The organism is Pseudomonas sp. PvP100, from assembly GCF_017833055.1.
Classification (GTDB): Bacteria; Pseudomonadota; Gammaproteobacteria; order Pseudomonadales; family Pseudomonadaceae; genus Aquipseudomonas; species Aquipseudomonas syringae.
This window is the reverse complement of the sequence record NZ_JAFIBO010000001.1, coordinates 1,883,470-1,905,709: the sequence shown is the minus strand read 5'-3', so window position 1 is coordinate 1,905,709 and position 22,240 is coordinate 1,883,470. Positions and strand designations below refer to the sequence as shown.

The window sequence follows — 22,240 nt, the reverse complement described above, 5'->3', positions numbered from 1 at the left end:
CCCATGGCCAAGATCAAGATCGCTCAAAACCCGACCTTCAAAGCGCCGGTGATGATTCCTCGCATCGGCGAAGCGCCGGTGAAGGTGGAATTTGAATTCAAGTACATGGACCGTAAGGCGCTTGCCGAGATGTTCGAGCGCTGGAACACGGCCCGCTCCGATCTGAACGCCAAGCGCATCGACGACGGCATCACCTGGCAGGAAGTGACGGCCTCAGAGATCGCTCTGCAGGTCGAGCAGATCAAGGACGTTGTGACTGACTGGTCCTTCGACGACAAGTTCACTGACGAAGCCGTAGCCGCGCTGGTTACCACTTGCGTCGGTGCGCCCCAGGCAGTTATCGATGCGTACCAATCGGCCTACGACCCGGCACGCCTGGGAAACTGAAGGCGGCGGCCCGTGCGCTGTATGAGCACGGGCCGTCGGAGCATGAACTCGCCGCCTTCGGTATGACCTTGGCTGACATTCCCGTCGAAGAGGTCGAGGTCTGGCCGGACTCGTGGAAGGCATTCCGTCTGTTCGAATCGCTCTCCACTCAGTGGCGGACCGGGCCGGGCGGCGCATCCGGTCTCGACTATGCAGCCATCCCTGCCACGGCTCACATGGCGGGCATCAAACGGCAAGAACTGCCTGGCATCTTTTCCGACCTCCGTACGCTGGAAGTCGAAGCATTGCTCGTGATGAGCGAATCGAAATAACGGAGCGCTCATGACGACCATTGCAGAACTCGGGATCAAGGTTGATTCCGGCGATGCCGCGCAGGCCGCTACCGATCTGGACAAACTGGCCGCCGCTGGTGCGCGGGCAGAGAAGGCTGCTGATGGGGTTTCCTCGGGCTTTGACAAAGCGACGTCAGCAGCATCGGGCCTGTCAACGGCTGAGGGAAAGCTCAACGAAACAACGGACCAGGCGATCGCTCGCCTCACAGCGATGGCCAAGGCCTCGCTGGATTCGAGCGAGTACTACCAGCGCCTGACAACCAGTGTCACCGGAAACACGGCGGCTGTGGACGCCTCAAGCTCTTCTGCCAGCAGCCTGGCAGCGCTTCGGCGTCGATTGCAGGCTGATTCTGATGCCTTGGTGGGGTCGACCGACCAACTTGCTGAATCGACGAAGAAGGCAGCGGCCGCTACTGGCATTGAGGCTGAAGGGCTACAGGTGCTTCTGGGTAAAATCAACCCGACGCTTACAGCGCTCGGCAAACTTGATGAGCAGCAGGCACAGCTCCAGCAATACAAGAACGCCGGGCTTATCGATGCCGATACGTTCAAGGAGTACTCCACCCGGATTGACGCGTCCCGTCAGAAGCTTGGTGAGTTCGGTGAAAGCGTCAAAAGCGCGGGCGTATCAGCTGCACAGACTCAGGCTGCGTTGCGTCAGTTGCCCAGTCAGTTCAGCGATATCTTCACAAGCCTCATCGGAGGGCAAAATCCGCTGCAGGTTTTCCTCCAGCAAGGCATGCAGATCAAAGACTCGTTCGGTGGTATTGGACCGACGATTGATGTCCTCGGCGGAAAGATCAAATCCATTCTCGGTATAGGCGGTGGGATCGGTTCGATTGGTGACGCCTTGGAGGCAGTTGGTAGCGGCGGTAAGGCTGCTGCAGAAGGTGCCGAGGCTGCGGGCGCTGGTATAGGAAGCCTTGCGGAAGGGGCGAACACGGCAGCTGACGCTGGCAAGAACGCTAAGGAGGCAGCTGATGCGCTCAGGGCGGCAGGGGGTGGTCTTAGCGTAGGTATGGGCGCAGTCCTTGTAGGTGCCGTAGCTGCCGCTGCCGCGCTCGTCGCATTGGGGATTGCATATAAGCAGGGGAGCAGCGAGGCAACCGCGTATACCACTGCCTTGATCATGACCGGCAATACCGCGGGAACGAGTGCCGGACAGCTAAGCGACATGGCCAGGGCTGTTTCCGACGCAAACGGTACTGTTAATGAGGCCGCGCAGACGCTTGCGTTGCTTGCTGGGTCAACCCGCATTTCAGCATCATCTTTTCAGATGATTGCTACTGCCGCTGCCAACATGGACGACGCGACAGGCAAGTCGACTGCGGAGACCGTAAAGAACTTTGAGAGGCTCGCAAAGGAGCCCCTGAAAGCATCGCTGGAGTTCACGGAGTCACTGAACTATCTGACCGCCGCAACGTTCTCGCAGATCGCTGCACTTGAACGCCAAGGTGAAACCCAGGCTGCGGCAGAGGTAGCTTTTAAGTCGTATGCGGATTCTTTAAATAGTAGAAGCGCTCAAATAACGGCCAACCTTGGCGTACTTGAAAAGGCTTGGAAGGGGGTATCAGATACCGCAAAAAATGCCTGGGATGCTATGCGAGATGTTGGTCGAGACCAAAGCCTTGACGAGCAAATCAATAACACCAAGGAGATGATCGAAAAACGGAAGAGCGGTTGGCTTTCGGGAATGTTTGAGGGAAGTGATTCGACCAAGTTTCTGGAAGATCGGCTAAAGCTTCTCGAAAAAGCTCGTGACGCGCAGGCTGAAAGCTCCAAGGAAGAAGGGCGATTAGGCGAAATTCGTCGCAAGGGAAACGAGGCCTACACGAAGTATCAGCAGGATGAGCTGGCCGGGCGCTCAAAAGCCGAGAAGATGAATGACGCGCTTGAGGCTAAACAGCGTCAGATCACTGCTTCCCGTGCTGCGGGCTTCAAGATAACTGCCGAACAGGAAGAGGCAGCCTACAAAACCATACGTGATAGCTCGGCCTACAAGGAGACTCCCAAGGCTGCGTCAGCGGTAGACCTGAGTGCATTCAACGATGCACAGAATCAGCTTAAGTCGATCACGGGCTATTACGACGGTATTCAGAAAGAGCTGGACGCATCGCAGAAAGCTGGACTGGTGTCTGCTGAGTCCTATGCCAGCCAGCGCGCGGCCATCGTCGAGAAGCAGAAGGATGACGTGACATCGGCCTATGAGGCAGAGATAGCGGCACTTGAGGCAGCCAAGGGCAGGGCCTCCACCAGCGCTGAGCAGCGCATCCAGCTTGATCAGAAGATCGCCGACGCTCGAACCTCGATGGTGGAGGCGCAGAAGAAAGCTGACAGCGAACTGTCTGTACTCGCTACCAGTGAAATAGGTAGGCTAAAAAAGCAAGAGCTGGCTGTTTCGACCTACACCAGCGCTTTGGAGCAGCAGGTCAAAACGCTGCGCCAACAGGGGCAGCGCTCTGCTGCGACGCTCGGCATGGGCGATCGCCAGCGTGGATTGGTGGACCAGCAGAACTCTGTAGATGACCGGGCCAACCAGCAGAAGGTCGAGCTTGCCATCCAGTATGGTGACGGCTCGCGGGGCATGAGTCTCGACGAGTACAACCTGAAGCTGGCAGCGCTCAACAAGAACCAGCAGGAGCTGCGCGACACGGTTCAGGCCAACTACGAAGATATGACCGTTGCTCAGGGCAGCTGGAGTGCTGGTGCATCGTCCGCCTTCCAGAACTACCTGGAGTCGGCGAGGGACGTCGCCGGGCAGACCAAAAGTCTATTCACCAGCGCGTTCAGCAGCATGGAGGATTCGGTCGCCAACTTCGCGATAACTGGCAAGGGGTCGTTTTCAGACTTCACCAAATCGATCTTGGTCGATATGGCCAAGATCGCTACACGCCAAGCCAGCTCTGCGTTGCTGGGCAGCTTGTTCGGCGCGGCTACCAGTTACCTGAGCGGCGGGGCATCTACAGCAGCGTCGGCGGGTTCAACGGCTGCGGGATACAGCGACGCAGCACTGAGCGGCTGGTCTGGGGTCGCCCAGGCCAAAGGTGGTGCATGGTCCAACGGCGTGCAGATGTTCGCCAATGGCGCTGCGTTCACCAATAGCGTCGTCAGCAAGCCGACGGCGTTCGGTATCGCTGGAGGAGGTGTGGGAGTGATGGGCGAGGCCGGTGACGAGGCGATCATGCCACTCACCCGCACGGCCGGCGGCCAGCTGGGCGTTCGCGCGCTGGGAGGAGGCGGGAGCAGCGGAAGCAACACCTACAACTTCCCTGTCTCGGTATCTGTCCAGACGTCTGGCGACTCAGGCAGCTCAAGCACGCAGGAAGCATCCACTCAGCTCGGCAAAGGCATTCAGCAGGCAGCAAAAGCCGAGGCCGAGACTGCAATCGCTCGCGCTCTCCAACCTGGTGGTTCTATCTGGAGGCTCACAAATGGCAGGTAGTTATGGCGATTGAAACCTTTACCTGGCCAACCCAGCACGGAGACGCGCCCGATATCACCTATCGGGTGCGCACCTCTCAGTTCGGCAACGGCTACAAGCAGGACGTCGGCGACGGGCCGAATAACAAGGAGGACTCATACCCGATCACCTTCACGGGCACGAAGGATAGGGTCCTGAAGATCATGGAGTTCCTCGACAAGCACGCCGGAGCGAAAGCGTTCCTCTGGACCACGCCGCTCGGCCAGCTGGGGCTGTTCACCTGCAAAAATCCAGTGCCCACCCCAATGGGTGGCAACGTATTCAAATTGACGGCCACGTTCGACCGGGCCTTCCACCCTTAAGGACATCTCATGCCGTTGATTGCTGACATCCAGGCGCTTGAGCCAGGCAGCGAAGTATTGTTGTTTGAGCTTGATGGCTCTGATTACGGAGCAGACATTTTGCGCTTCCATGGTCATGCCATTCCGCACACTCCCGCTGAACTGATAGCGGTCGGCCTTGAAGCTGACCAGTTACCCGCGAAATCGATCTGGTGGCAAGGCAACGAGTACGGTGCCTGGCCCATGCAGATTGACGGCATTGAGGCCAATGGAGACGGCACGGCAGTTAGGCCCACGCTTTCGGTGGGTAACGTCAACGGACGTATCACGGCGCTCTGCTTGGCATTCGAAGATCTGCTCGAGTTCAAGCTTACGATGAGGCATACGCTCGGCAGGTATCTGGACGCCGAGAACTTCCCTGGCGGCAACCCCGACGCTGATCCGACTCAAGAATCTATCGAGGTCTGGTATCTCGATCAGAAAACTAATGAGGACGGTGAAACGGTCAGTTGGGAGCTGGCCAGCCCGGGCGACGTCGGCGGCGAATCGATTGGCCGGCAGATGACCACGCTTTGTCACTGGTGCCTCACTGGTGGATACCGCGGGCCGAACTGCGGCTACACCGGGCCATACGTCGACAAGGACGGGCAGCCCACCGATAACCCTGAACTTGATGTCTGCGATGCTACGTTGACGCGCGGCTGCACGCCGCGCTTCGGGGCTGGCAACGAAGTACCCTTTGGCGGTTTCCCCGCCGTATCCCTGATCGCGCGGAGCTGACCATGCTGAAATACATCCTGGCGTCCGTGCAGGCGCATGCGGCGGCTGAGTACCCGCGCGAGTGCTGCGGGTTGCTCCTGAGCGTGGGGCGAAAGCAGCAGTACTTTCCTTGCTCCAACTCGGCGACCGATCCAAACGAAGAGTTCCGCATCAGCCCCGAGGATTACGCAGCGGCGGAAGAACTGGGCGCCATCATCGGAGTTGTCCACTCGCACCCCGACGCGACCAGCAGGCCGTCACCTCGTGACCTGGCGATGTGCGAAGCTACGGAACTGCCCTGGCATATCCTCAGCTGGCCCGAGGGCGACCTGCGCACCATCGTGCCGACTGGCAACACGCCGCTTCTGAAACGCCCGTTCGTGCACGGCGCCTGGGACTGCTGGCAGGTCTGCGCCGATTGGTACAAGTGCGAGTTCGGCCTGGAGTTCGAAGCATTCGAGCGCGCAGACGGATGGTGGGAAAGTGCGGATGCGGAAAGCCTGTATGAAACCAATTACAAGGAGGCCGGGTTCGTCAGGGTTGATCAGCTGCAGCGCGGCGACATGATCGTTATGGAGGTAGGGCGGACCAAGCACCCGAACCACGCCGGCATCTATCTCGGCGCGGACGCTTCGCTGACCGGTGAAGAAAGCGGGGTATTCGGCCCCGGTCCTTTCCTGCTACACCACCTGTACGGCAGACCGTCGGAGATCATCGTTTTCGGTGGTCCGTGGCTGGACAGAACCCGCCTGATTCTCAGGCACAAAGAAGCACAATCGACCACATAACGCGGCAGGGCCGCAGGAGAAATGATGAGCGATTTTAAGGCTGAGCTACTTGCATGCCTTGATGATCTGACGGTCGCCCTTGCGAAGCACGACCGCCAGTGGGCGCAAGAAGATATATTTAGAGCATTGTTATAGATCTAGTGAAGTCGATTTTCTGACCTGCCGGTCTCATAGTCATCATGTTTTTAAAAGCTAAAACATGCTTTGCTGGTATCACATACCCAAGATTTATCATGTGATCTACCTGTGCAAAGTTTTCGGTAGATCCGGGAATGTTTCTGATCACAATTTTACCTTTACTGGTGTGCGTAGGGCCAGCGTACAAGATTCCGATTAGTCTGTTAGGGCGGTGCTTGAATATTAAATTTCCTTGGTCGTTTTGAATGAGCTGACTTTCTTTCAAAACAACAGGGCTTCCGCTTGAGCCAGGAAAGCATGCGCAATCAATTACGAAATGCCGGCGCCCATCAAAGTCAATTTTTGGATCACTAGCCAGTGTTCCCTGGCGGATAATTGGCAGGTTGTGTTTTTCGTCGGAGAGCCCTGTTGGATACCCTATCATGACAACATCTTCGGCTAATCCGAGGGTATCTAAGGTTTCTTGTTCCACGATGTCACTCTCAGCGAACATGTTGCCGTGGCCCGAGTAACCTGAGTCCTCTAGGTCCTGCAGCAAGGCGGCGATGTTAATCGATGCAAGATCTATATCGCTGTCAGGGTGCTCGAAAACTATAGTGCTCAAACCGTCTTTTAATACGTATTCGGCAATGCCTATTTTTTTCGTGTAGTCAGATGGCGAGGAGAGAGAAAATTTTATCGATAGTGCTATTGCGCTTTTAAGTACATGCTTGTTCGTGATAAGCAATGGTGCTACTTCATTTTGTCCCATGTTTATCGCGAACATGAAGCCGGTCCCTCGTGACGTACCGTTTGCTTCGGTTGTTTCAATAAGGGCAGTAGTTGTAGCTAAAATATTTTTTGCTTTGGTGATTCCATTCATTTATAAAGCCTCTTGGAGGATTCTATGGTAGAGGTACTTGTGGTGAAAAGCCTTACCAGACCTAAATCTTATGATCGGCGCGGAAGAATTTTCGTAGACGGGCATTTTGTAGATTTCGAAACGGAGTTAGAAACCTTTCTCGCCTTAGCTGTGAAATACTTAAAGGGAAATATCAAAGAGGTTTTACTGTCTGACGCTGAGCACCCTTTGTTCACGTTGGACGCTCCTCATTATGAAGAAGCCTCTAGATTTGATGGCTGGCCTAAAAACACGGTACTGCTACCGGCTAGAAAGCCTGACCCTTAGCGTCACGCTACTACGCCCTTGCCGATGTCCGCCACTGTCATTCCATCCACGCTGGATGGGTGGACAGGTAGGCCGTGGTTTTTAGAGATGGTGTTCCAACGGCGAGTCCCTATATTCCGAACAATCAGCTTCGACAGGCGCTTTAAGAATCCTGCTCCGAAAGTCGAGAGCCTGCTCCTGTACCTCTGTTGTATGCAGGAGCTAAGTCGATTTCTTAATAACTTTTACAAGGGACAGCGTTGCATCGCCGATTTCCTGTATTTCTCTATCCGTAATCCCAAGCAGATGCTGGATTCTCTCAGAGCGGTCGTTCAGTCCATTGATGTGTCTTTCCATTTCGATTGGAGTAAAGCTCTGACTAACACTTGCGCCTCCATCGTATTTAATAAAGGTTAGCTGCTCAGGTTTTCCGACAACAATTAGTCCGTGTACAATTGTGTTTCGGTGCGCAAAACCTTCCATTTTTTGCATTGCTTTAATCGCTTCTTGGTTCTGAGGTATGTTTTGCTTGAGTAAACCTATTAAAAGCTGTATCCGGGGTTGAAATTGTAGTTTTCCTGTGATGATTACAGCTTTTATAGGTGATACGTCTAGCTCCTTCATTATTGCGGCTTGTATTACACTCTCAAGTGCTGACCAGGCAACCATAAAAAAACCATAAAGCTGAATAAGTCTTAATTGAGCACTAGATACCGCTGGGGGCGTTTTTGCATTCTGCATTTGGTTGACTCTCGTTGGTGTTATTAATTTAAGTCTTAGTGGTTGCTCACTACACGGTATCGCGCACGAACCGTCGTGTAGGATCGCCACCTTCATGGCGCTTCTGGCTTTTTGAATATTCAAAGGTGGCGGCGTCGCCAAAGCCAGATTTACGGATTAGCAGATCCGCCGACCACGCCGCTTTATGCGACTTCGGTACTTCAGCATCTCATTCACGCGTGTGGAGGTGACTAGCCATGCGAATTCGAAGATTAGCAATGGTATTCCGGTCATGGAGGCGTACAGGAACCCTAGAATGGGGCTACTGCGAGCGTCAGGCGGTATGAAGGCAAAGCTGATCACACATAATGCGGCCATAGCAATAAACAACGTCAGCATTACGTAGCTCAGCGCAATCTCCCGGTTTATTCTCACCGAGTCGAACCGCGCAGCTTTGACCCGCCTCAAATCTTTCAGTTTACGACCCCTGAAAAATGATCGAACCTGACCTTTGGCTCCAGTGAGCAGAGGTTGAATTTTGCTGTGCCCGAGTTTGTACAAATATTGGAGAAGGAAGCCCGTGATGGCTGATACAGCGCTGCTGATCCAGAATTGAGGGTTGGTAGTCCAGTCATCCATGAAGCGACCTTTTTTCCATTAGAAGTGATTTGCGCCCTGACGTCATTTCTTCGGGTAGCGCTTGCGGGGCGGGCTGCTTAGCTTTGACTCTTTGTCGGCCGCATCCCAAACAACGGACCGAGGTTGTTCGTTGGAGGCGCAAAGCTACTATGCCGATGGCGAGCCGCGTTACTGGTCATTCAGCCACGCTGGATGGGCGACCAGCTCCGTGGTGGCCCTCACCTTTACTCAAGAGAGGGCACCACGTGAATTCTGGAGCACGGTTAAGCCCGCAAAATTAAAATACGAAGCCGCCTCCGGGCGGTTTTTTACGCCTCGGAGAAACGCATGACAGCCATTCACTACTCACCCATGACCACGATCAAGCTATCTGGATCACTGGCCCGCAAGTACGGCAGGGTACACCGCAGGCAGATCGACTCAGGCCAGACCTGGGAGGTGTTCAAAGCCCTGAAAGCGACACTGGAGGGATTCACTGACGAGATCCGACGCCTTGATCGACTCGGCATGCGCTTCGTGATATTCCGCAACGGCAAGAACGTCGGAGAGGACGGTTTTGGCCTTGGCGGATCACGTGAGGTGCGTGTAGTGCCCGTTATTCATGGCAGCAAGCGAGCCGGTGTGCTCCAGACCGTTTTGGGTGTGGCACTGATCATTGCGTCGTTTTTCGTCGCGCCCGGCTCTCAGCCTGCGCTCTTGGCGGCAGGTATCGGCTCAGCTGCTGGCGGCGTAATCCAGATGCTCAGCCCCCAGGCCTCCGGACTGAAACAGAGCGCATCACCGGAAAACTCCCCGTCCTACGCATTCGGCAGCGCCAAGAACACCACGGCCAGCGGCAACCCGGTCCCGATCTGCATCGGCGAGAGGCGTTGGGGCGGGGCGATCATCTCGGCCTCAATCTACGCCGAAGACAAAGCGTAGCCATATTCGCGAAACCACACCGCCCGAGAGGCGGTTTTTTTATGCCTGGAGAAAAGCATGGGCGCAGCACTGAAGATCGATATCCACGGTGAAAAAGGCGGCAGCAGCAGTCCGAAGTCGCCGACCGAGGCTTCCGACAGCCTGCGCTCTACCAACCTGGCAAAGCTGCTCATCGCGGTAGGCGAGGGCGAGTTTGAAGGCACCCCGACGGCAGCTGATATCTACCTCGACAACACGCCGATCAACGATGCCAGCGGCAACGTCAATTTCCAAAACGTGAAATGGGAATGGCGCACCGGTTCAGTTGATCAGTCGTACATTCCTGGCATTCCGTCGATCGACAACGAGACGACAGTCAACGTCGAGCTGCGCAACGACTCGCCCTGGGTTCGCTCGATCACCAATACTCAGTTGTCAGCTGTACGCGTGCGCCTTGCATGGCCCGCGCTCCAGAAGCAGGACGACGAAGGGAATGTCGGCGGCTACCGCATTGAATACGCCATCGACGTGGCCACTGACGGCGGCAGCTACAAGGAGGCACTGCTGGAGGCCGTGGACGGCAAAACCACCACGCGCTACGAGCGTTCGCGCCGCATCGATTTGCCCGCCGCGACTTCAGGCTGGCAGATCCGCGTCCGCCGCCTGACCGCCAACCAGAACACCAACAAGATCGCCGACACCATGCTGGTGGCCGGGCTCACAGAGGTCATCGACGCAAAGCTGCGCTACCCGAACACGGCGCTGCTCTACATCGAGTTCGATGCCGAGCAGTTCACCAACATTCCCGCAGTGACGGTCAAGTGCAAAGCACGGAAATGGCAGGTGCCGAGCAATTACGATCCGTTCAACCGCACCTATTCGGGCGTGTGGGACGGCTCCATGAAAGAGGCATGGACCAACAACCCTGCCTGGGTGACATATGGCGTATGCACTCAAGACCGGTTTGGCCTCGGTAAACGCATCAAGCCGTGGATGGTCGATAAGTGGGAGTTGTACCGCATCGCGCAGTACTGCGACCAGGATGTCCCAAATGGCGTGGGCGGCGTAGAGCCCCGTTACCTATGTGATATGAACCTGCAGGGCAAGGTCAATGCCTGGTCCCTGCTGCGCGATATCTCCGGCATTTATCGGAGCATGACCTACTGGGCTCAAGGTCAGTTGGTTACCCAGGCTGATATGCCGCGCGCTCAAGACTTCGATTATGTCTTCACTCGCGCCAACGTCATCGGCGGTAAATTCACCTACGGCAGCGCTTCGGCGAAGACGCGCTATACCCGTGCAATCGTTGGCTACGACAACCCGGACAACAACTACGACACCGACGTTATTACGTTCGCCGACCCTGTGCTGCAGCGTCGTTTCGGCGACAAACCGACCGAGCTGACAGCGATCGGCTGCACGCGCGCTTCCGAGGGTCAGCGCCGCGGCAAATGGGTAGTGATGAGCAACAATCAAGACCGTACTGTGAGCTTCAGCACCGGTATGGAAGGCGCTATTCCGCTTCCTGGCTACATCATCCCAGTCGCTGATTCGCTGCTGGCCGGCAGCGAGATCGGCGGACGTATTGCGGGCGCTGCTGGAAAGGTAGTAACCCTTGATCGGGATACGCTCGCAAAGCCGGGCGATCGTCTGATCGTCAACCTGCCGAGCGGCCAGGCCGAAGGCCGGACCGTGCAGTCGGTGGCAGGTCGTGAGATCACCATCACCGTCGCGTACAGCGAGACGCCGACCACGCAGCTGCAATGGGCGCTGGACGCCGACGACTTGGCTATCCCCTTGTACCGAGTGCTGAGCGTCAAGCGCAGTGCGGAAGGCGAGTACGCAATTACCGCTCTTCAGTACGAGCCGAGCAAGTTTGCCTACATCGATACCGGTGCCCGGCTGGAAGAGCGTCCGATCAGCGTTATTCCGATCACCGTAGTAGCAGCGCCCGCCAGTGTATCGATCACTAGCACCACGGCGATCTCTCAAGGCATTGCGGTCACCACCATGACCATAAACTGGCCGGCTGTTTCTGGCGCGGTCGCTTATGACGTGGAGTGGCGCAAGGACAGCGGCAACTGGATCAAGGTGCAGCGCACCGGGACAACCAGCGTTGAGATCAATGGCGTCTATTCGGGCTCGTACCTGGCTCGTGTCCGCGCAGTGAGCGCCTACGACATTTCGTCTATCTGGCGGAATTCGATCCTCACTCAGTTGAACGGAAAAGAAGGTCTGCCGCCGGCGGTGACCAGCTTGACCGCTGAAAGCCTGCTGTTCGGCATTGGCCTTAAGTGGGGCTTCCCTTCGGGTGCTGAAGACAGCCAGCGGACTGAGCTCTGGTATGCACTGGCGAACGATCTGAAAGCAGCCACGAAACTGGCCGACCTGGCTTACCCGCAGGGTGATTACGTCATGCAGGGGCTGCGCGCCGGGCAGACGTTCTTTTTCTGGGCGCGCCTGGTTGATCGCACCGGCAACATCGGTCCGTGGTTCCCTCTGGTCGATGGCGTCATGGGGTCCGCCAGCGCCGATGCGACTGCAATTCTTGAGCAGATCGCCGGTGAAATCACTGAAAGCGCGTTCGGCAAAGATCTGCTTTCCAAGCTGGAAAAAATCGAGGGTAACGGACCTGGCTCGGTTAACGAGCGCCTAGCGATCATCAGAACAGCGCTGAACGAGCAGATCGCTGATGTAGACGGCAATCTGGCGGATGTCCGGGCAGAGCTGCAACAGCAGATCGACAACATAGCCGACCTTGCCGACTCCATGCCATACAAGCCAGACGGGACTTACAAGGCCGGGCAGGGCGTGCTGGGCTCGGACGGCATCATCTACCAGGCCACGCAGAACGTACCGGTCAACACTCCGCCGCCGAACACCACCTACTGGCTGAACGTTGGCCAGGCGGTGGCCACGGCTGCGGGGTTGGCGTCTCGGGTGCAGACCGTCGAAACAAAGGTCACGTCCATTGAGGGCGTCAACACCGCGCAGGCGCAACAGCTCACCGGCCTGCAGACGTCTCTGGATGGCAAGGCCTCGGCCAGCAACGTGCAGTCCATCGGCAACCGGGTTACCGATGCTGAGGGGAAACTCACCAGCCAGGGCTCGGCCATCACCGGACTGAACAATGCGCTGCCAGGCAAAGCTAACGTTTCGACCGTCGATGCGCTGACCAACACGGTGAACCAGCAGGGAGGCGCGATCACCTCGCAAGGTCTGTCGCTGACAAATATCGCGGCCTCGATCGCTATGGTGGGCGGGCAGAACCTCGTCTACAACCCCTCGTTCGAGAAGCGCGGCACCATCGGTGCAGGTCTTATCGGTGACGGCTGGCAGATCGGCGGACCAGCCACCATTACCAGCACCAGCTATGTGCAATCGGGCATTGATTCGAAAGGCATAGCGCAGCGGGCTGACGTGACGAATCTGGACCCTTCTCGCTACATCGATGTGGTTCCAGCGCCTGAAAAGCGGCCATCTGCCGGGCCAGGTCAGCCGTTCACCTTCTCCTGCTATGTGCGGGCAACGCCGGGACTGGGCATTCAGATATTTCTGCAGCCGCTCAACTCCGGCAGTGCAGTAGTTGTGACGGTGAATTCAAGCACCCTCATTGCTACCGGGGAATGGCAGCGCCACACGCTGACCATTCCGTCGCTGCCAGCCAATACCGCAACCGTTCACTGCATCACCCGATTGGTCACCGTGAACTCGGCTACTGCCGGCTTCATTGAGGTTGATCGTGTCCAGGCGCAGTTGGCCGCCGTGGTCAGTGGCTGGCAGGACAATGCCGACACGGTCAAGACTGATCTTGCCGGACAAGCCGAGGCCACCAGCGCGCTCACCGCCCGCGTTACGCAGAACGAGACCAGCATCACCAGCACCAGCAGCCAGCTGTTTTCGCTGAGCAACAGCGTGGGTACATCGGGCGGGCAGAATCTGTTCTTCAACCCGACGTTCAGCAAGGAAAGCGCGTCCGCCGGCACTGCCGAGGGTTGGATCACGGATTCAGGTGCGTCAGGCGGCACCAGTGTGCCTTCGATCGTGCCGTCCTGGCTGGTCAGCTCCGAGAAGGCCCAGCGCCTTGACGTTACCGGCCTGAACCTCTCAAACAGTTATCGCGGCATCAGAGTCTCACCTGCGAACTACCGGCCAAAGGTCACGGCAGGTAGCTCAGTGGTTGCGTCGTGCTACGTGCGCGCCACTGCAGGATTGGTGTTCAAGATATTCATCCAAGGCGTTGACGCTGCGGGCACCGACGCTGTAACCGTTTCGGGTCCTCTAATTGTGGCCACTGGCGGCACTCAGCGAATCGTCTATGACTACCCGAACCTGCCGGCCGGGACTGCCTCTGTGCAGGTTTATTTCCGGCTTTATGGCTCGGATACTGTTGGGGCCGGGTTCGTTGAGTACACCAGAGCTCAGCTTGAGGTGGGCACCACCGTTACCGGCTGGAGGGACAATAACGGGCTTCTGGCGGCAGAGCAGGCTGCTACATCGTCTGCTGTTGCAGGCCTCAACTCCAGCGTGATCCAACAGGGCGCCACGCTTACAGCTGTGAGCGGGCAAGTCAGCTCCCTGAAAGCTTCGTTGGCAGGCGAGGGCTCCAACTTCGCCGCATCACCCGCGTCTTGGGAGTTCTTGAACACCCTGAACGGATTCACGCTCGGGACACTGAGTGGAAGCCCTAGTTTGGTGGCCAACCCGGCATTTGTCCGGATGACCGGCTCAGCGTTACTGCTTAAAAACCAAGCGCCCAATGTGAGTGGTACCGCGTTTCCCTATCTCAGGGTGTGGCTGAGAAGAAGCAACAACACTCGAAGCGCAGGCCGTCTTTACTGGGCCAATGAAAATGGGGGGTGGTCCGAGGATCGCGTACAGCCATTCACGATTGACGTCTCCACCACTGATTGGCAGGTCATCGAGATCAACCTGTCGGGGAATACTGCATGGGTAGGCAAGACAATCACCGATGTCCGTCTCGATCTGGTTGCAATAGGTGAGAATGCTTCAGTCATTGACATTGCTTACATCTCTATCGGCAACAAGATGCCCAGCGCTTCGGCGGCGGCACTCTCGTCGACCACGGCCACGGTGACGCAACAGGGGTTGGCGATTACAGCGCAGACGTCAAGGGTGGATGGTCTGAACTCGGCTGTAGGGGCGGCTAACGCGGCGATCCAGAGTGAGGCCAGCACTAGGGCGAATGCTGTCAGCGCGGTGTCGAGCAGGTTGGACGGGCTCAACTCAACGGTGGGCAACGTAAACGCCGCCATTCAAAGCGAGGTCAACACAAGGGCAAATGCTGATAGCGCGTTGTCGCGGCGGGTAGACGATGTGCAAGCGACGGCGGGTAACGCCAATGCTTATGCGCAGCAGGCGTTTAACACGGCAGCATCGGTCGACGGCAAAGTATCCAGCTCAATCGTCAACAAGGTTCAAATAACTGCAAATGGGATTAGATATAACGCAGGGTTCGCACTGGGTCTGGACTACAGCGGCGGTACTGTTCAATCGGTTTATGCAGTAACCGCAGGTTCGTTTGTGGTGCTTAACGACGATCCCAACAACGGGGCAGTCTTCTCACCATTTGCGGTAGAAAACGGGCAGGTCTTCATTGCTGATGCGGTAATTAAAAAAGCCACAATCACTAATGCGCTAGTAGGGCAAAGCATCTACTCGTCTACTTTCAATAACTTCGGACAGCCGTTAATGACCGCTGACTTCAATGTCGGGCAGCTGATCATTCAAAATAAGACTAAAAGCGGAAGTTACTGCATCTTGAGAGAGGATGGTTTGTTTGCCGTGTCCGGTGGCGTCGTTCTTATGGAGTTAACATGGTAGAGGTTTAGTATGGCTGGCATGATCCTTCGCAACAAGCAAGGCCAAACAATAATGGACCTGACCATGAGTATCAGTCAGAACATGGGGTGGGTTGATACTGGGGGTGCCAATGGATCGGCATCGTTACCTTCTGCTCCAGACGGTAAGGCGATGTACTATCACGTTGTACCTCTGGTCGATCTTCAGAGGGAGAAGGGTAAGCGTCCGGGGGTTACCTTATCGGGTAACTCCTTGGCGTGGAACTACTCCTTTGCTCCGGGCTGGGGATATTTCGCCGCGAATTGTCGAATATTTTTCGGATACTTCTAATGCCGCTTATTTTCAGAAGACCCAACGGCTCGCTTGTGTTCAACAGTGATTACGTGGCGTATGGTTTGGTTAAAAGCGCCTACCTCGCTGCAGATGAGACATGGCCGAGGAAATACCTCAGAGGGTCTAACGTAGATCCTAACGACCCTAATAGTTATCAGGACTCGTTTCGGTCGGGTGATCAAATGTTTAGCGTCACGGTTAATGATGCTCAGTCACCCATGTGCTTTCTAACCGGAAAAGGAACGCTGCAGGGTAGCTACCGAAACGGAGATACCATGAAGTTCTTTTTCAGTTGTGCAGACTCCAATACCAAAGTTTATGTCTTTGATCTGATGCGTGACACTGCGGGTAGTCCACCATTTTTTAAAACTAGAAATGCTTCAGGTAAGATAACCTTTAACTCTCTTCAGACGCCTTTGAATGTTGCATATTCTATTCAGGCTCCCCAGCCGAGTCCTAAGGATAGGTATGACAAATATCCATCGCCCTACAACGGGGGGAGTTGGCAGAGCATAAGAGCGCAAACCGCAAACGTCGATCCTATCGCACACTTTGTGGTTGACGTGAATTTGCCAGCAGGGGAGTACGCAGCATATTTAAACTTTGCACGAAACTGCCTAGGTGTATGGGGTAGCCCGCTTACCAATGTAAACGGACAATACGTAGGTATGTCAGAAGGTGCCTACGGCAGGTCTGGAGGCATCAGCTTTATGTTCGGCCCTGCTGGCGCAACAACAGATATCACGGTGGGTTCTACCTCAGCCTACACGTTGCCTGGCAGCGTTGATCAGTTACCGCTGGACAGAATGCCGACTGCATTGGTCGTCAATACCGCAGTTCTACCGTTTCCATTCAATTGATTCACAACGCCGGAGATTCACCATGCCTTTCATCGCAATCAACAGTAGCAACAGCTTCGACGCTACCAACAGCACGCGCTACGCCACCGAGGCCGAGGCTGACAGCCGCGCGCGCGAAATCCTGAGCCAGTTTCCAACCGCCCAGGTGTTCACCGCTCAGTTGCTCAAGGACTACAGCGCCAAAGTCACAGTAAGTGTAAAGGCTGCGGAGGTCTAGCTGTACATTCCTGAGTCTCGCAACGTCGATAAATGTCAGGTCGTCGAGGATATAAAAATGATGAGCCAGCTTTTGTAGAAAAGCTGGCTCATCCAGTAATAAGTTTTACAGTGAAATAACTATGGTATTACCATTTCAATGTTAAGTGTTTTAGTTTGGCCAGAAGCATTGTATCCTCAAGAACATGCCACCGCCAAAATACCGAGTATGGGAAGCCTATTTGCAGCATGGGCTCTATTTTATCCATGGCTTGCGCAATTTCATTAGTGCCGGAACTTTTGCTTACAATTATTTTGCGATATGTCAGCCAGTCTGTCCAAAGGTCAAACAGCTGATTGATCATATTTGATCTTGTTATTCCCCTCAGCCCTGTGTTGCTGGAGTTGTAGCACTCATTCAATAGCGCGATAGTATTAGTTGTTTGCTTTGTAGGAGCACTACTACCTGGTGTGACAGATATTTCGCCAGATGTGGTTGCTGTCATCAAACACTTAATTTCACTAAATACATTGATTGATGCGTCACAGCAGTCAAGAAGATCTACGTGGTGTGCTCCTTTTATGCTATTGCAGCGACTGCATGAGTAGTATAAGTTCAACCAGTCGTATTTCTTTATCGGATCATCTTTGTGAGGGTTGAAATGCTCGATTTCTGGGTCTGTCAGGTCAGCTCTTTCACACAGGTAGCACTTCCCATGAAATATCTCGTTGAGCGCATCTACTATTTCCTGTGTGTTATAATTTTTCGAGTGTGCACTTTTTGGTGCGCTAGTCGGTCGAGTTGCTTTGAACATCAGACTGTTCCTTGTCTTGTAAGATGTTGAGTCCCAGTTCGTGTATGGCTTTGACCTGCTTGTCGAGCATTAATCTTGAGTGTTGCATCTGTTTTAAAAGAAATCTGAGTTTGTCTTCGTTTAAATCGGGCTCGTTTAATAGACCTACTATTTCTGACAGCCGGTTGTCGGAAATTAATGAGCGGGGAGGTGTGCCTAATAGTCCCTCTAGTATAGATGTGTAGGAGTAAAGTGATACGTCCTCCTGAATGCATGTGTTACTTGTTAGGTCATAGATGACGCTGTCGGTTGTAGAGGTAATAACAAATGGGGAGTGCGTGGTTATTATGAACTGAATACTTGGGAAAGATCGCTCAAAAAATGGCAGTATGAGCCTTTGAAGAGATACGTGAAGATGTGACTCTATTTCATCTATAAAAACCACGCCTCTTAGCTCGTTAGGTGTGATATCAAAGTATTCGGTACGCATAAGCAATTCGCTGAATATGCTAAAGATTGCAGAGTATCCTGAAGAAAGCGATTGAAAGTCTGTAGTTGGTTTATTATCTCTTTTTATTGTGTATTTCAAAGTGTCTGGATTGAAGGATAGCGCTGTGCTTTCGTCCTCCATTAGTAATTTTAAGTTGCTATCGAAGTTTGCTAGCCAGGTGTCGATGGAGTTTGCAATATCGCTCTTTTCACTATTGGCCACAGCGTACGAGCGCCTGTTTATCATATTGACTAAATGTTGCTCTAGATCGTTGCCAAATCTGCTTTCAAATCCAAATCCTTGGTTTGCATTTTTAGTGCTTTCCAGACCTTTGGCGCCATCGGCATGAGAGATATTGGCAACTCTCTCAGCTTCAAATAAAATTAGAACTGCTTTCTTTTCGTGTATCAGGCTCCATTCCTCATTGCTTAGGTTGTTGTATATGTTGAGCTTTCCTAGTCTTGCCTGTAGCTCTGATTCGATGGAGGCTATTTCCGATGTGGTGGAAGAGCGTGGAGGAAAATGAGAGTTATGTAACTGCTCCTGAAGCATGTTGAGTCTCCACGTTAACTTATCTATCGAGGATGCTCCAAAGGTTTTTTTTAGCGCGTCTAGCTCTGTAAAAATTTTTTTTAAAAAGTAAGTTTTTCCAGATCCGTTTCTTCCGGTTATTATGAGATTTTTACCTTGGAGTTTTATATGTATAGGCTCTTTTACAGATTCTATGTTGCCTATTATTGATTCAATAAAGTTACCCAATTTTAGATTCCTATTCTGTGGGCTATCTTAACGGTTTTCTAATCCTACGCTTATGGCTATGCAATCCGTGAGAGTAGTCAAACCCTGCGTTCATGTCTACGTCTGCATACGATAGCCCAAAGCCTAGGTCATAGCCTGCTGCAAAAAAAGACTTAAAAAATGGGTGGTCCGTAGATCTACTCTTTATAAGCAGCTTGGTCCATGAGCTTTCATCAAGTTAACTATTTTTTGGAGAAAAATATGTCGATCACCGTACATCAGCTGCTGCAGACCCTCCCGAACGCCGGCCAGAGAGCCGGCGTTTTTGCACCTGTCCTGAACACCGCTATGAGCAAGTACCAGATCGTGACACCGCTGCGCATCGCGGCATTCATTGCCCAGGTCGGCCATGAGTCTGGTCAGCTGCGTTACGTGCGCGAGATATGGGGGCCGACTACGCAGCAGCTGGGGTACGAGGGACGCAAGGACCTTGGCAACACCTTTGCGGGTGACGGCTCAAAATACCGTGGCCGTGGCCTGATCCAGGTGACGGGCAGGGCCAATTACGAAGAGTGCGGCGAAGCGCTCGGCCTGGACCTGATCGACTACCCCGAATTGCTCGAGCTACCGCAGCACGCAGCGATGTCGGCGGCGTGGTTCTGGCACCGTGCCGCGCTCAATACGCTGGCCGACAAGGGTGACTTCCTGACCATCACCAAGCGGATCAATGGCGGTACGAACGGGCTGGCTGATCGGCAGGCGCTGTACGCCCGAGCGCTTGAGGTGCTGGCGTGAAGGCCCTGCCGTGGAAGGCAGCCGGCCTGCTACTGATCCTGTTGGCGCTGGCCGGTGCGTTGTACAGGGCATACCTGCACGGCGTGACCGTCACCGATCTGGCCTGGAAGGCAAAGTGGGCGGAGGAAGTCAGCACCCAATTCGAAGCGGTGGCCACCACGACCACCGAGTACCGAACCGAAGAGCAACGCCGCCAGAAAGCGGCCAACCAGGTGGCGAACGATGCAAGACAAGAACAGACCGCTGCGCTTACTGATGCTGCTGTCGCTGATGCTGCTGGCGACCGGCTGCGCGTCGAAGCCAGAAAGCTGGCAGCCGCCACCAGTTGCGCCCCCGGCGATACCGGCGCTGCCGAACGAGGCAAGGCAGCCAGCCGCGCCGCCATGGTGCTCTCCGACCTGCTCGGCCGGGCTGACGCGCGAGCGGGAGAGTTGGCAAAGGCTTATGACGAATCCCGAATAGCCGGCCTGGCGTGTAACCGCTTTGTTGATGCGCTCCCCAAGCCCCTGATTACCTCCGAGTGACGGAACAATAAAATGGCAAATACCCAGCTGATTCAAAAATACATGGGCCAGACGATGCTGATCGTCAAGGCGAACGGCGGCAGCGTGACTGTCGAAAAGCAGGCCGGCGGTAGCTGGGTTGTGACTGACACCTTCACCAAAGATGGCGGGTACCTGCTGCAGCTCGGCAATTCTTCGACGCGCATTACACCCAATGGTGGCGCTGTCTTCGAGGTGACTCGATGAGCCTTCTGGTCAACCCGATCCTACGCCGCCAACCGATTCGGCGTGGCTTGGGCCTGCTCGGCGATAGCTTCTCGGGCAACTGCCATACCATCGCCGCGACAGCGTTCGGCACGGAGGCCTACGGCTATGCGGGCTGGATCGCGGCGCGCACCGGTCTATTCCCCAGCTACCTCGACAACCAGGGCAAGCTCGGCGACCACACCGGGCAGTTTCTGGCCAGGCTGCCGGCCTGCATTGCGTCATCCACTGCCGACCTGTGGCTGCTGCTGTCGCGCACCAACGACAGCACCACGGCAGGTATGAGCCTGGCCGACACGAAAGCCAACGTGATGAAGATCGTCACCGCGTTCATGAACACGCCCGGCAAGTACCTGATCGTCGGCACCGGCACGCCGCGCTTCGGCAACAGGGCAGTGACCGGGCAGGCGCTAACCGATGCGATCGCTTACAAAGACTGGGTGTTGAACTATGTCAGCCAGTTCGTGCCGGTGGTGAACATCTGGGACGGCTTCACCGAAGCCATGACCGTGGAAGGCCTGCACCCGAACATCCTGGGTGCCGAGTTCATCAGTTCGCGGGTGGTGCCGATCATCACCGCCAACTTCGAGTTTCCCGGAATCCCGCTGCCCACGGACTCTGGCGACGTTTACTCGGCCATCCGCCCGTTCGGCTGCCTCAATGCCAACCCGCTGCTGGCGGGCACCAGCGGTTCTCTACCTGCTGGCGTGAATGCTGTGGCCGGGTCTGTGCTGGCGGACGGCTACAAGGCTGTGGGCTCTGGTCTGGCCGGGATCACCACGCGCTGGTTCAAGGAGACTGCCGCCTATGGCGAGGCGCAGTGCATCGAGCTGCGTGGCAACATGGCTGCGGCGGGCGGTTACATCTACATGCAACCGACGGCCAACGTGGTACAGACCAACCTGGCGGCCGGCGACGTTATCGAAATGGTGTCGGCGGTGGAAATCATGGGGTCGTCGCGCGGCATTTTGGCTTGGGAGGCTGAGTTGACCATCACCAAGACGGTCAACGGTGCGTCGTCCACGTTCTACTATCGGTCGATGGACAAGTACCAAGAGGCGTTCACCATGCCGGCCAGCTTTGCCGGGGCGTTGGAAACGCAGCGCGGCACGATTGACCTGAGTGAAACCGTGATCACCTCGCGCATGGGCCTGTACCTGGCTGCAGGCGTGCCGCAGGACTCGACGGTCAAAGCCGCGCAGTTCGGGATACGCAAAATGTAGGCCCGCTTCGAGCGCTACTCCTTTTCACCCCATCTTTCCGGGCTGATTCCTTCGAGCCTCATGACCTCACGATGCTGTTCGATCACGTACTTCTGTGAGTTGATTGTCGCCCAGGAATCGCAGGCATCGCGTAGCAGGTCAGATATCCGGCTGTCCGCATCCCTCAGCTTTATCCTGAGCTTGTCACGCTCGAGCGCCGCATCGTTGTGCATATCGATGAGCTTGGTGACGTGCTTGCGATATCGGTCGACCTCGTCGCGCAGCAGTCTGTTTTCTTCCGCCACCAGGTGCGCGTGCTGCTTAAGCATCTGCTCTTCAGTGGGGCAAAACGGCCAGTCTTCGGCGTAGTCGATGTTCATGATGAGTGATTCTCAATTGCTGTATGTGCATACAGTAGTTGAGTCTTTCAGATTTGGGGAGTGGTGTTCGTCGGCAGGACGCCGGAGGTGGGCGCTAACAATAATTGCGGCAAGAATATAAAATTGCGGCAATTTAAACAAAAAGGGCCTACGCACATAACGCGCGTAAGCCCTTGATTTATATGTGGTGCCCCGAGCCGGGGTCGAACCGGCACGTCCAAAGGACGAGGGATTTTAAGTCCCTTGCGTCTACCAATTTCGCCATCGGGGCGGTAGCGCCAAGAGCAGGGA

20 protein-coding genes, 1 tRNA gene and 1 pseudogene are annotated in these 22,240 nt (G+C 55.3%); 16 read left to right on the top strand and 6 right to left on the bottom strand.

What is annotated here, in order from left to right:
* Positions 1 to 3 precede the first annotated feature (3 nt).
* The 6 genes from JOE39_RS07780 (at position 4) to JOE39_RS07755 (ending at position 6,028) form a co-directional block, all read left to right on the top strand.
* Positions 4 to 387: a phage tail assembly chaperone gene (locus tag JOE39_RS07780; protein WP_210077547.1), complete on the top strand. Its 384-nt coding sequence runs from the start codon at positions 4 to 6 to the stop codon at positions 385 to 387.
* Positions 388 to 449: 62 nt separating this feature from the next.
* Positions 450 to 698, top strand: coding sequence for a DUF1799 domain-containing protein (locus JOE39_RS07775; protein ID WP_210077549.1), 249 nt, complete (start codon positions 450 to 452; stop codon positions 696 to 698).
* A gap of 10 nt (positions 699 to 708) precedes the next feature.
* Positions 709 to 4,161 carry a phage tail tape measure protein gene (locus JOE39_RS07770; protein ID WP_210077551.1) on the top strand — a complete coding sequence of 1,151 codons (3,453 nt, stop codon included), beginning with the start codon at positions 709 to 711 and terminating at the stop codon, positions 4,159 to 4,161.
* A 2-nt stretch (positions 4,162 to 4,163) separates the two neighbouring features.
* Positions 4,164 to 4,502, top strand: coding sequence for a phage tail protein (locus JOE39_RS07765; protein ID WP_002553413.1), 339 nt, complete (start codon positions 4,164 to 4,166; stop codon positions 4,500 to 4,502).
* A gap of 9 nt (positions 4,503 to 4,511) precedes the next feature.
* Positions 4,512 to 5,261 carry a phage minor tail protein L gene (locus JOE39_RS07760; protein ID WP_024961008.1) on the top strand — a complete coding sequence of 250 codons (750 nt, stop codon included), beginning with the start codon at positions 4,512 to 4,514 and terminating at the stop codon, positions 5,259 to 5,261.
* Between the two features lie 2 nt (positions 5,262 to 5,263).
* Positions 5,264 to 6,028 carry a C40 family peptidase gene (locus JOE39_RS07755; RefSeq protein ID WP_210077553.1) on the top strand — a complete coding sequence of 255 codons (765 nt, stop codon included), beginning with the start codon at positions 5,264 to 5,266 and terminating at the stop codon, positions 6,026 to 6,028.
* Positions 6,029 to 6,146: 118 nt separating this feature from the next.
* Here the strand turns inward: JOE39_RS07755 and JOE39_RS07750 are convergent, their stop codons facing one another.
* Complete coding sequence (locus tag JOE39_RS07750; RefSeq protein ID WP_210077555.1) at positions 6,147 to 7,028, bottom strand: serine protease; 882 nt, start codon at positions 7,026 to 7,028, stop codon at positions 6,147 to 6,149.
* Positions 7,029 to 7,052: 24 nt separating this feature from the next.
* On the opposite strand from JOE39_RS07750, the gene JOE39_RS07745 reads away from it, so the two are divergent.
* Positions 7,053 to 7,334: a hypothetical protein gene (locus tag JOE39_RS07745; protein ID WP_210077557.1), complete on the top strand. Its 282-nt coding sequence runs from the start codon at positions 7,053 to 7,055 to the stop codon at positions 7,332 to 7,334.
* Positions 7,335 to 7,535: 201 nt separating this feature from the next.
* Here JOE39_RS07745 and JOE39_RS07740 read toward each other — a convergent pair whose 3' ends face one another.
* Positions 7,536 to 8,054, bottom strand: coding sequence for a hypothetical protein (locus JOE39_RS07740; RefSeq protein WP_210077559.1), 519 nt, complete (start codon positions 8,052 to 8,054; stop codon positions 7,536 to 7,538).
* A gap of 945 nt (positions 8,055 to 8,999) precedes the next feature.
* Here JOE39_RS07740 and JOE39_RS07735 point away from each other — a divergent pair.
* The 5 genes and pseudogenes from JOE39_RS07735 (at position 9,000) to JOE39_RS07715 (ending at position 16,805) form a co-directional block, all read left to right on the top strand.
* Positions 9,000 to 9,593, top strand: coding sequence for a tail assembly protein (locus tag JOE39_RS07735; RefSeq protein WP_210077561.1), 594 nt, complete (start codon positions 9,000 to 9,002; stop codon positions 9,591 to 9,593).
* A gap of 57 nt (positions 9,594 to 9,650) precedes the next feature.
* Positions 9,651 to 12,587: pseudogene (locus JOE39_RS07730) on the top strand (host specificity protein J); the annotation flags it as partial.
* A 237-nt stretch (positions 12,588 to 12,824) separates the two neighbouring features.
* Positions 12,825 to 15,416, top strand: coding sequence for a DUF1983 domain-containing protein (locus tag JOE39_RS26520; protein ID WP_348635359.1), 2,592 nt, complete (start codon positions 12,825 to 12,827; stop codon positions 15,414 to 15,416).
* A 587-nt stretch (positions 15,417 to 16,003) separates the two neighbouring features.
* The gene (locus JOE39_RS07720) at positions 16,004 to 16,588 is read left to right on the top strand and encodes a hypothetical protein (protein WP_245227475.1); all 585 of its coding nucleotides are present in this window, start codon (positions 16,004 to 16,006) and stop codon (positions 16,586 to 16,588) included.
* 22 nt (positions 16,589 to 16,610) lie between these two features.
* Positions 16,611 to 16,805: a hypothetical protein gene (locus JOE39_RS07715; RefSeq protein ID WP_210077565.1), complete on the top strand. Its 195-nt coding sequence runs from the start codon at positions 16,611 to 16,613 to the stop codon at positions 16,803 to 16,805.
* 127 nt (positions 16,806 to 16,932) lie between these two features.
* On the opposite strand, the gene JOE39_RS07710 is transcribed toward JOE39_RS07715, so the two are convergent.
* Together JOE39_RS07710 and JOE39_RS07705 are read right to left on the bottom strand one after the other, a co-directional pair.
* Positions 16,933 to 17,598: a hypothetical protein gene (locus tag JOE39_RS07710; RefSeq protein WP_210077567.1), complete on the bottom strand. Its 666-nt coding sequence runs from the start codon at positions 17,596 to 17,598 to the stop codon at positions 16,933 to 16,935.
* Entirely contained in the window at positions 17,573 to 18,826 is a 1,254-nt protein-coding gene (locus tag JOE39_RS07705) for an AAA family ATPase (protein ID WP_210077569.1), read from the bottom strand. Before JOE39_RS07705 ends, JOE39_RS07710 begins: the two co-directional genes overlap by 26 nt.
* 240 nt (positions 18,827 to 19,066) lie before the next feature.
* Here JOE39_RS07705 and JOE39_RS07700 point away from each other — a divergent pair, with 240 nt between their 5' ends.
* From JOE39_RS07700 to JOE39_RS07685, 4 genes are read left to right on the top strand one after another with little or no spacing between them, the layout of a single operon-like run.
* Positions 19,067 to 19,600 (top strand): glycoside hydrolase family 19 protein, encoded by a 534-nt coding sequence (locus JOE39_RS07700; RefSeq protein ID WP_210077571.1) that lies wholly within the window; start codon positions 19,067 to 19,069, stop codon positions 19,598 to 19,600.
* Positions 19,597 to 20,124: a DUF2514 domain-containing protein gene (locus JOE39_RS07695; protein ID WP_210077573.1), complete on the top strand. Its 528-nt coding sequence runs from the start codon at positions 19,597 to 19,599 to the stop codon at positions 20,122 to 20,124. The genes JOE39_RS07700 and JOE39_RS07695 overlap by 4 nt, the downstream gene beginning before the upstream one ends.
* A gap of 12 nt (positions 20,125 to 20,136) precedes the next feature.
* A complete protein-coding gene (locus JOE39_RS07690) occupies positions 20,137 to 20,349 on the top strand; it encodes a hypothetical protein (protein WP_010439676.1) in 213 nt (70 codons plus the stop codon).
* A complete protein-coding gene (locus tag JOE39_RS07685) occupies positions 20,346 to 21,590 on the top strand; it encodes an SGNH/GDSL hydrolase family protein (RefSeq protein WP_210077575.1) in 1,245 nt (414 codons plus the stop codon). Before JOE39_RS07690 ends, JOE39_RS07685 begins: the two co-directional genes overlap by 4 nt.
* A gap of 14 nt (positions 21,591 to 21,604) precedes the next feature.
* On the opposite strand, the gene JOE39_RS07680 is transcribed toward JOE39_RS07685, so the two are convergent.
* Together JOE39_RS07680 and JOE39_RS07675 are read right to left on the bottom strand one after the other, a co-directional pair.
* Positions 21,605 to 21,949 (bottom strand): hypothetical protein, encoded by a 345-nt coding sequence (locus JOE39_RS07680; protein WP_029573082.1) that lies wholly within the window; start codon positions 21,947 to 21,949, stop codon positions 21,605 to 21,607.
* 185 nt (positions 21,950 to 22,134) lie between these two features.
* Positions 22,135 to 22,220: transfer RNA gene (locus JOE39_RS07675), tRNA-Leu, on the bottom strand.
* Between the last annotated feature and the right edge of the window lie 20 nt (positions 22,221 to 22,240).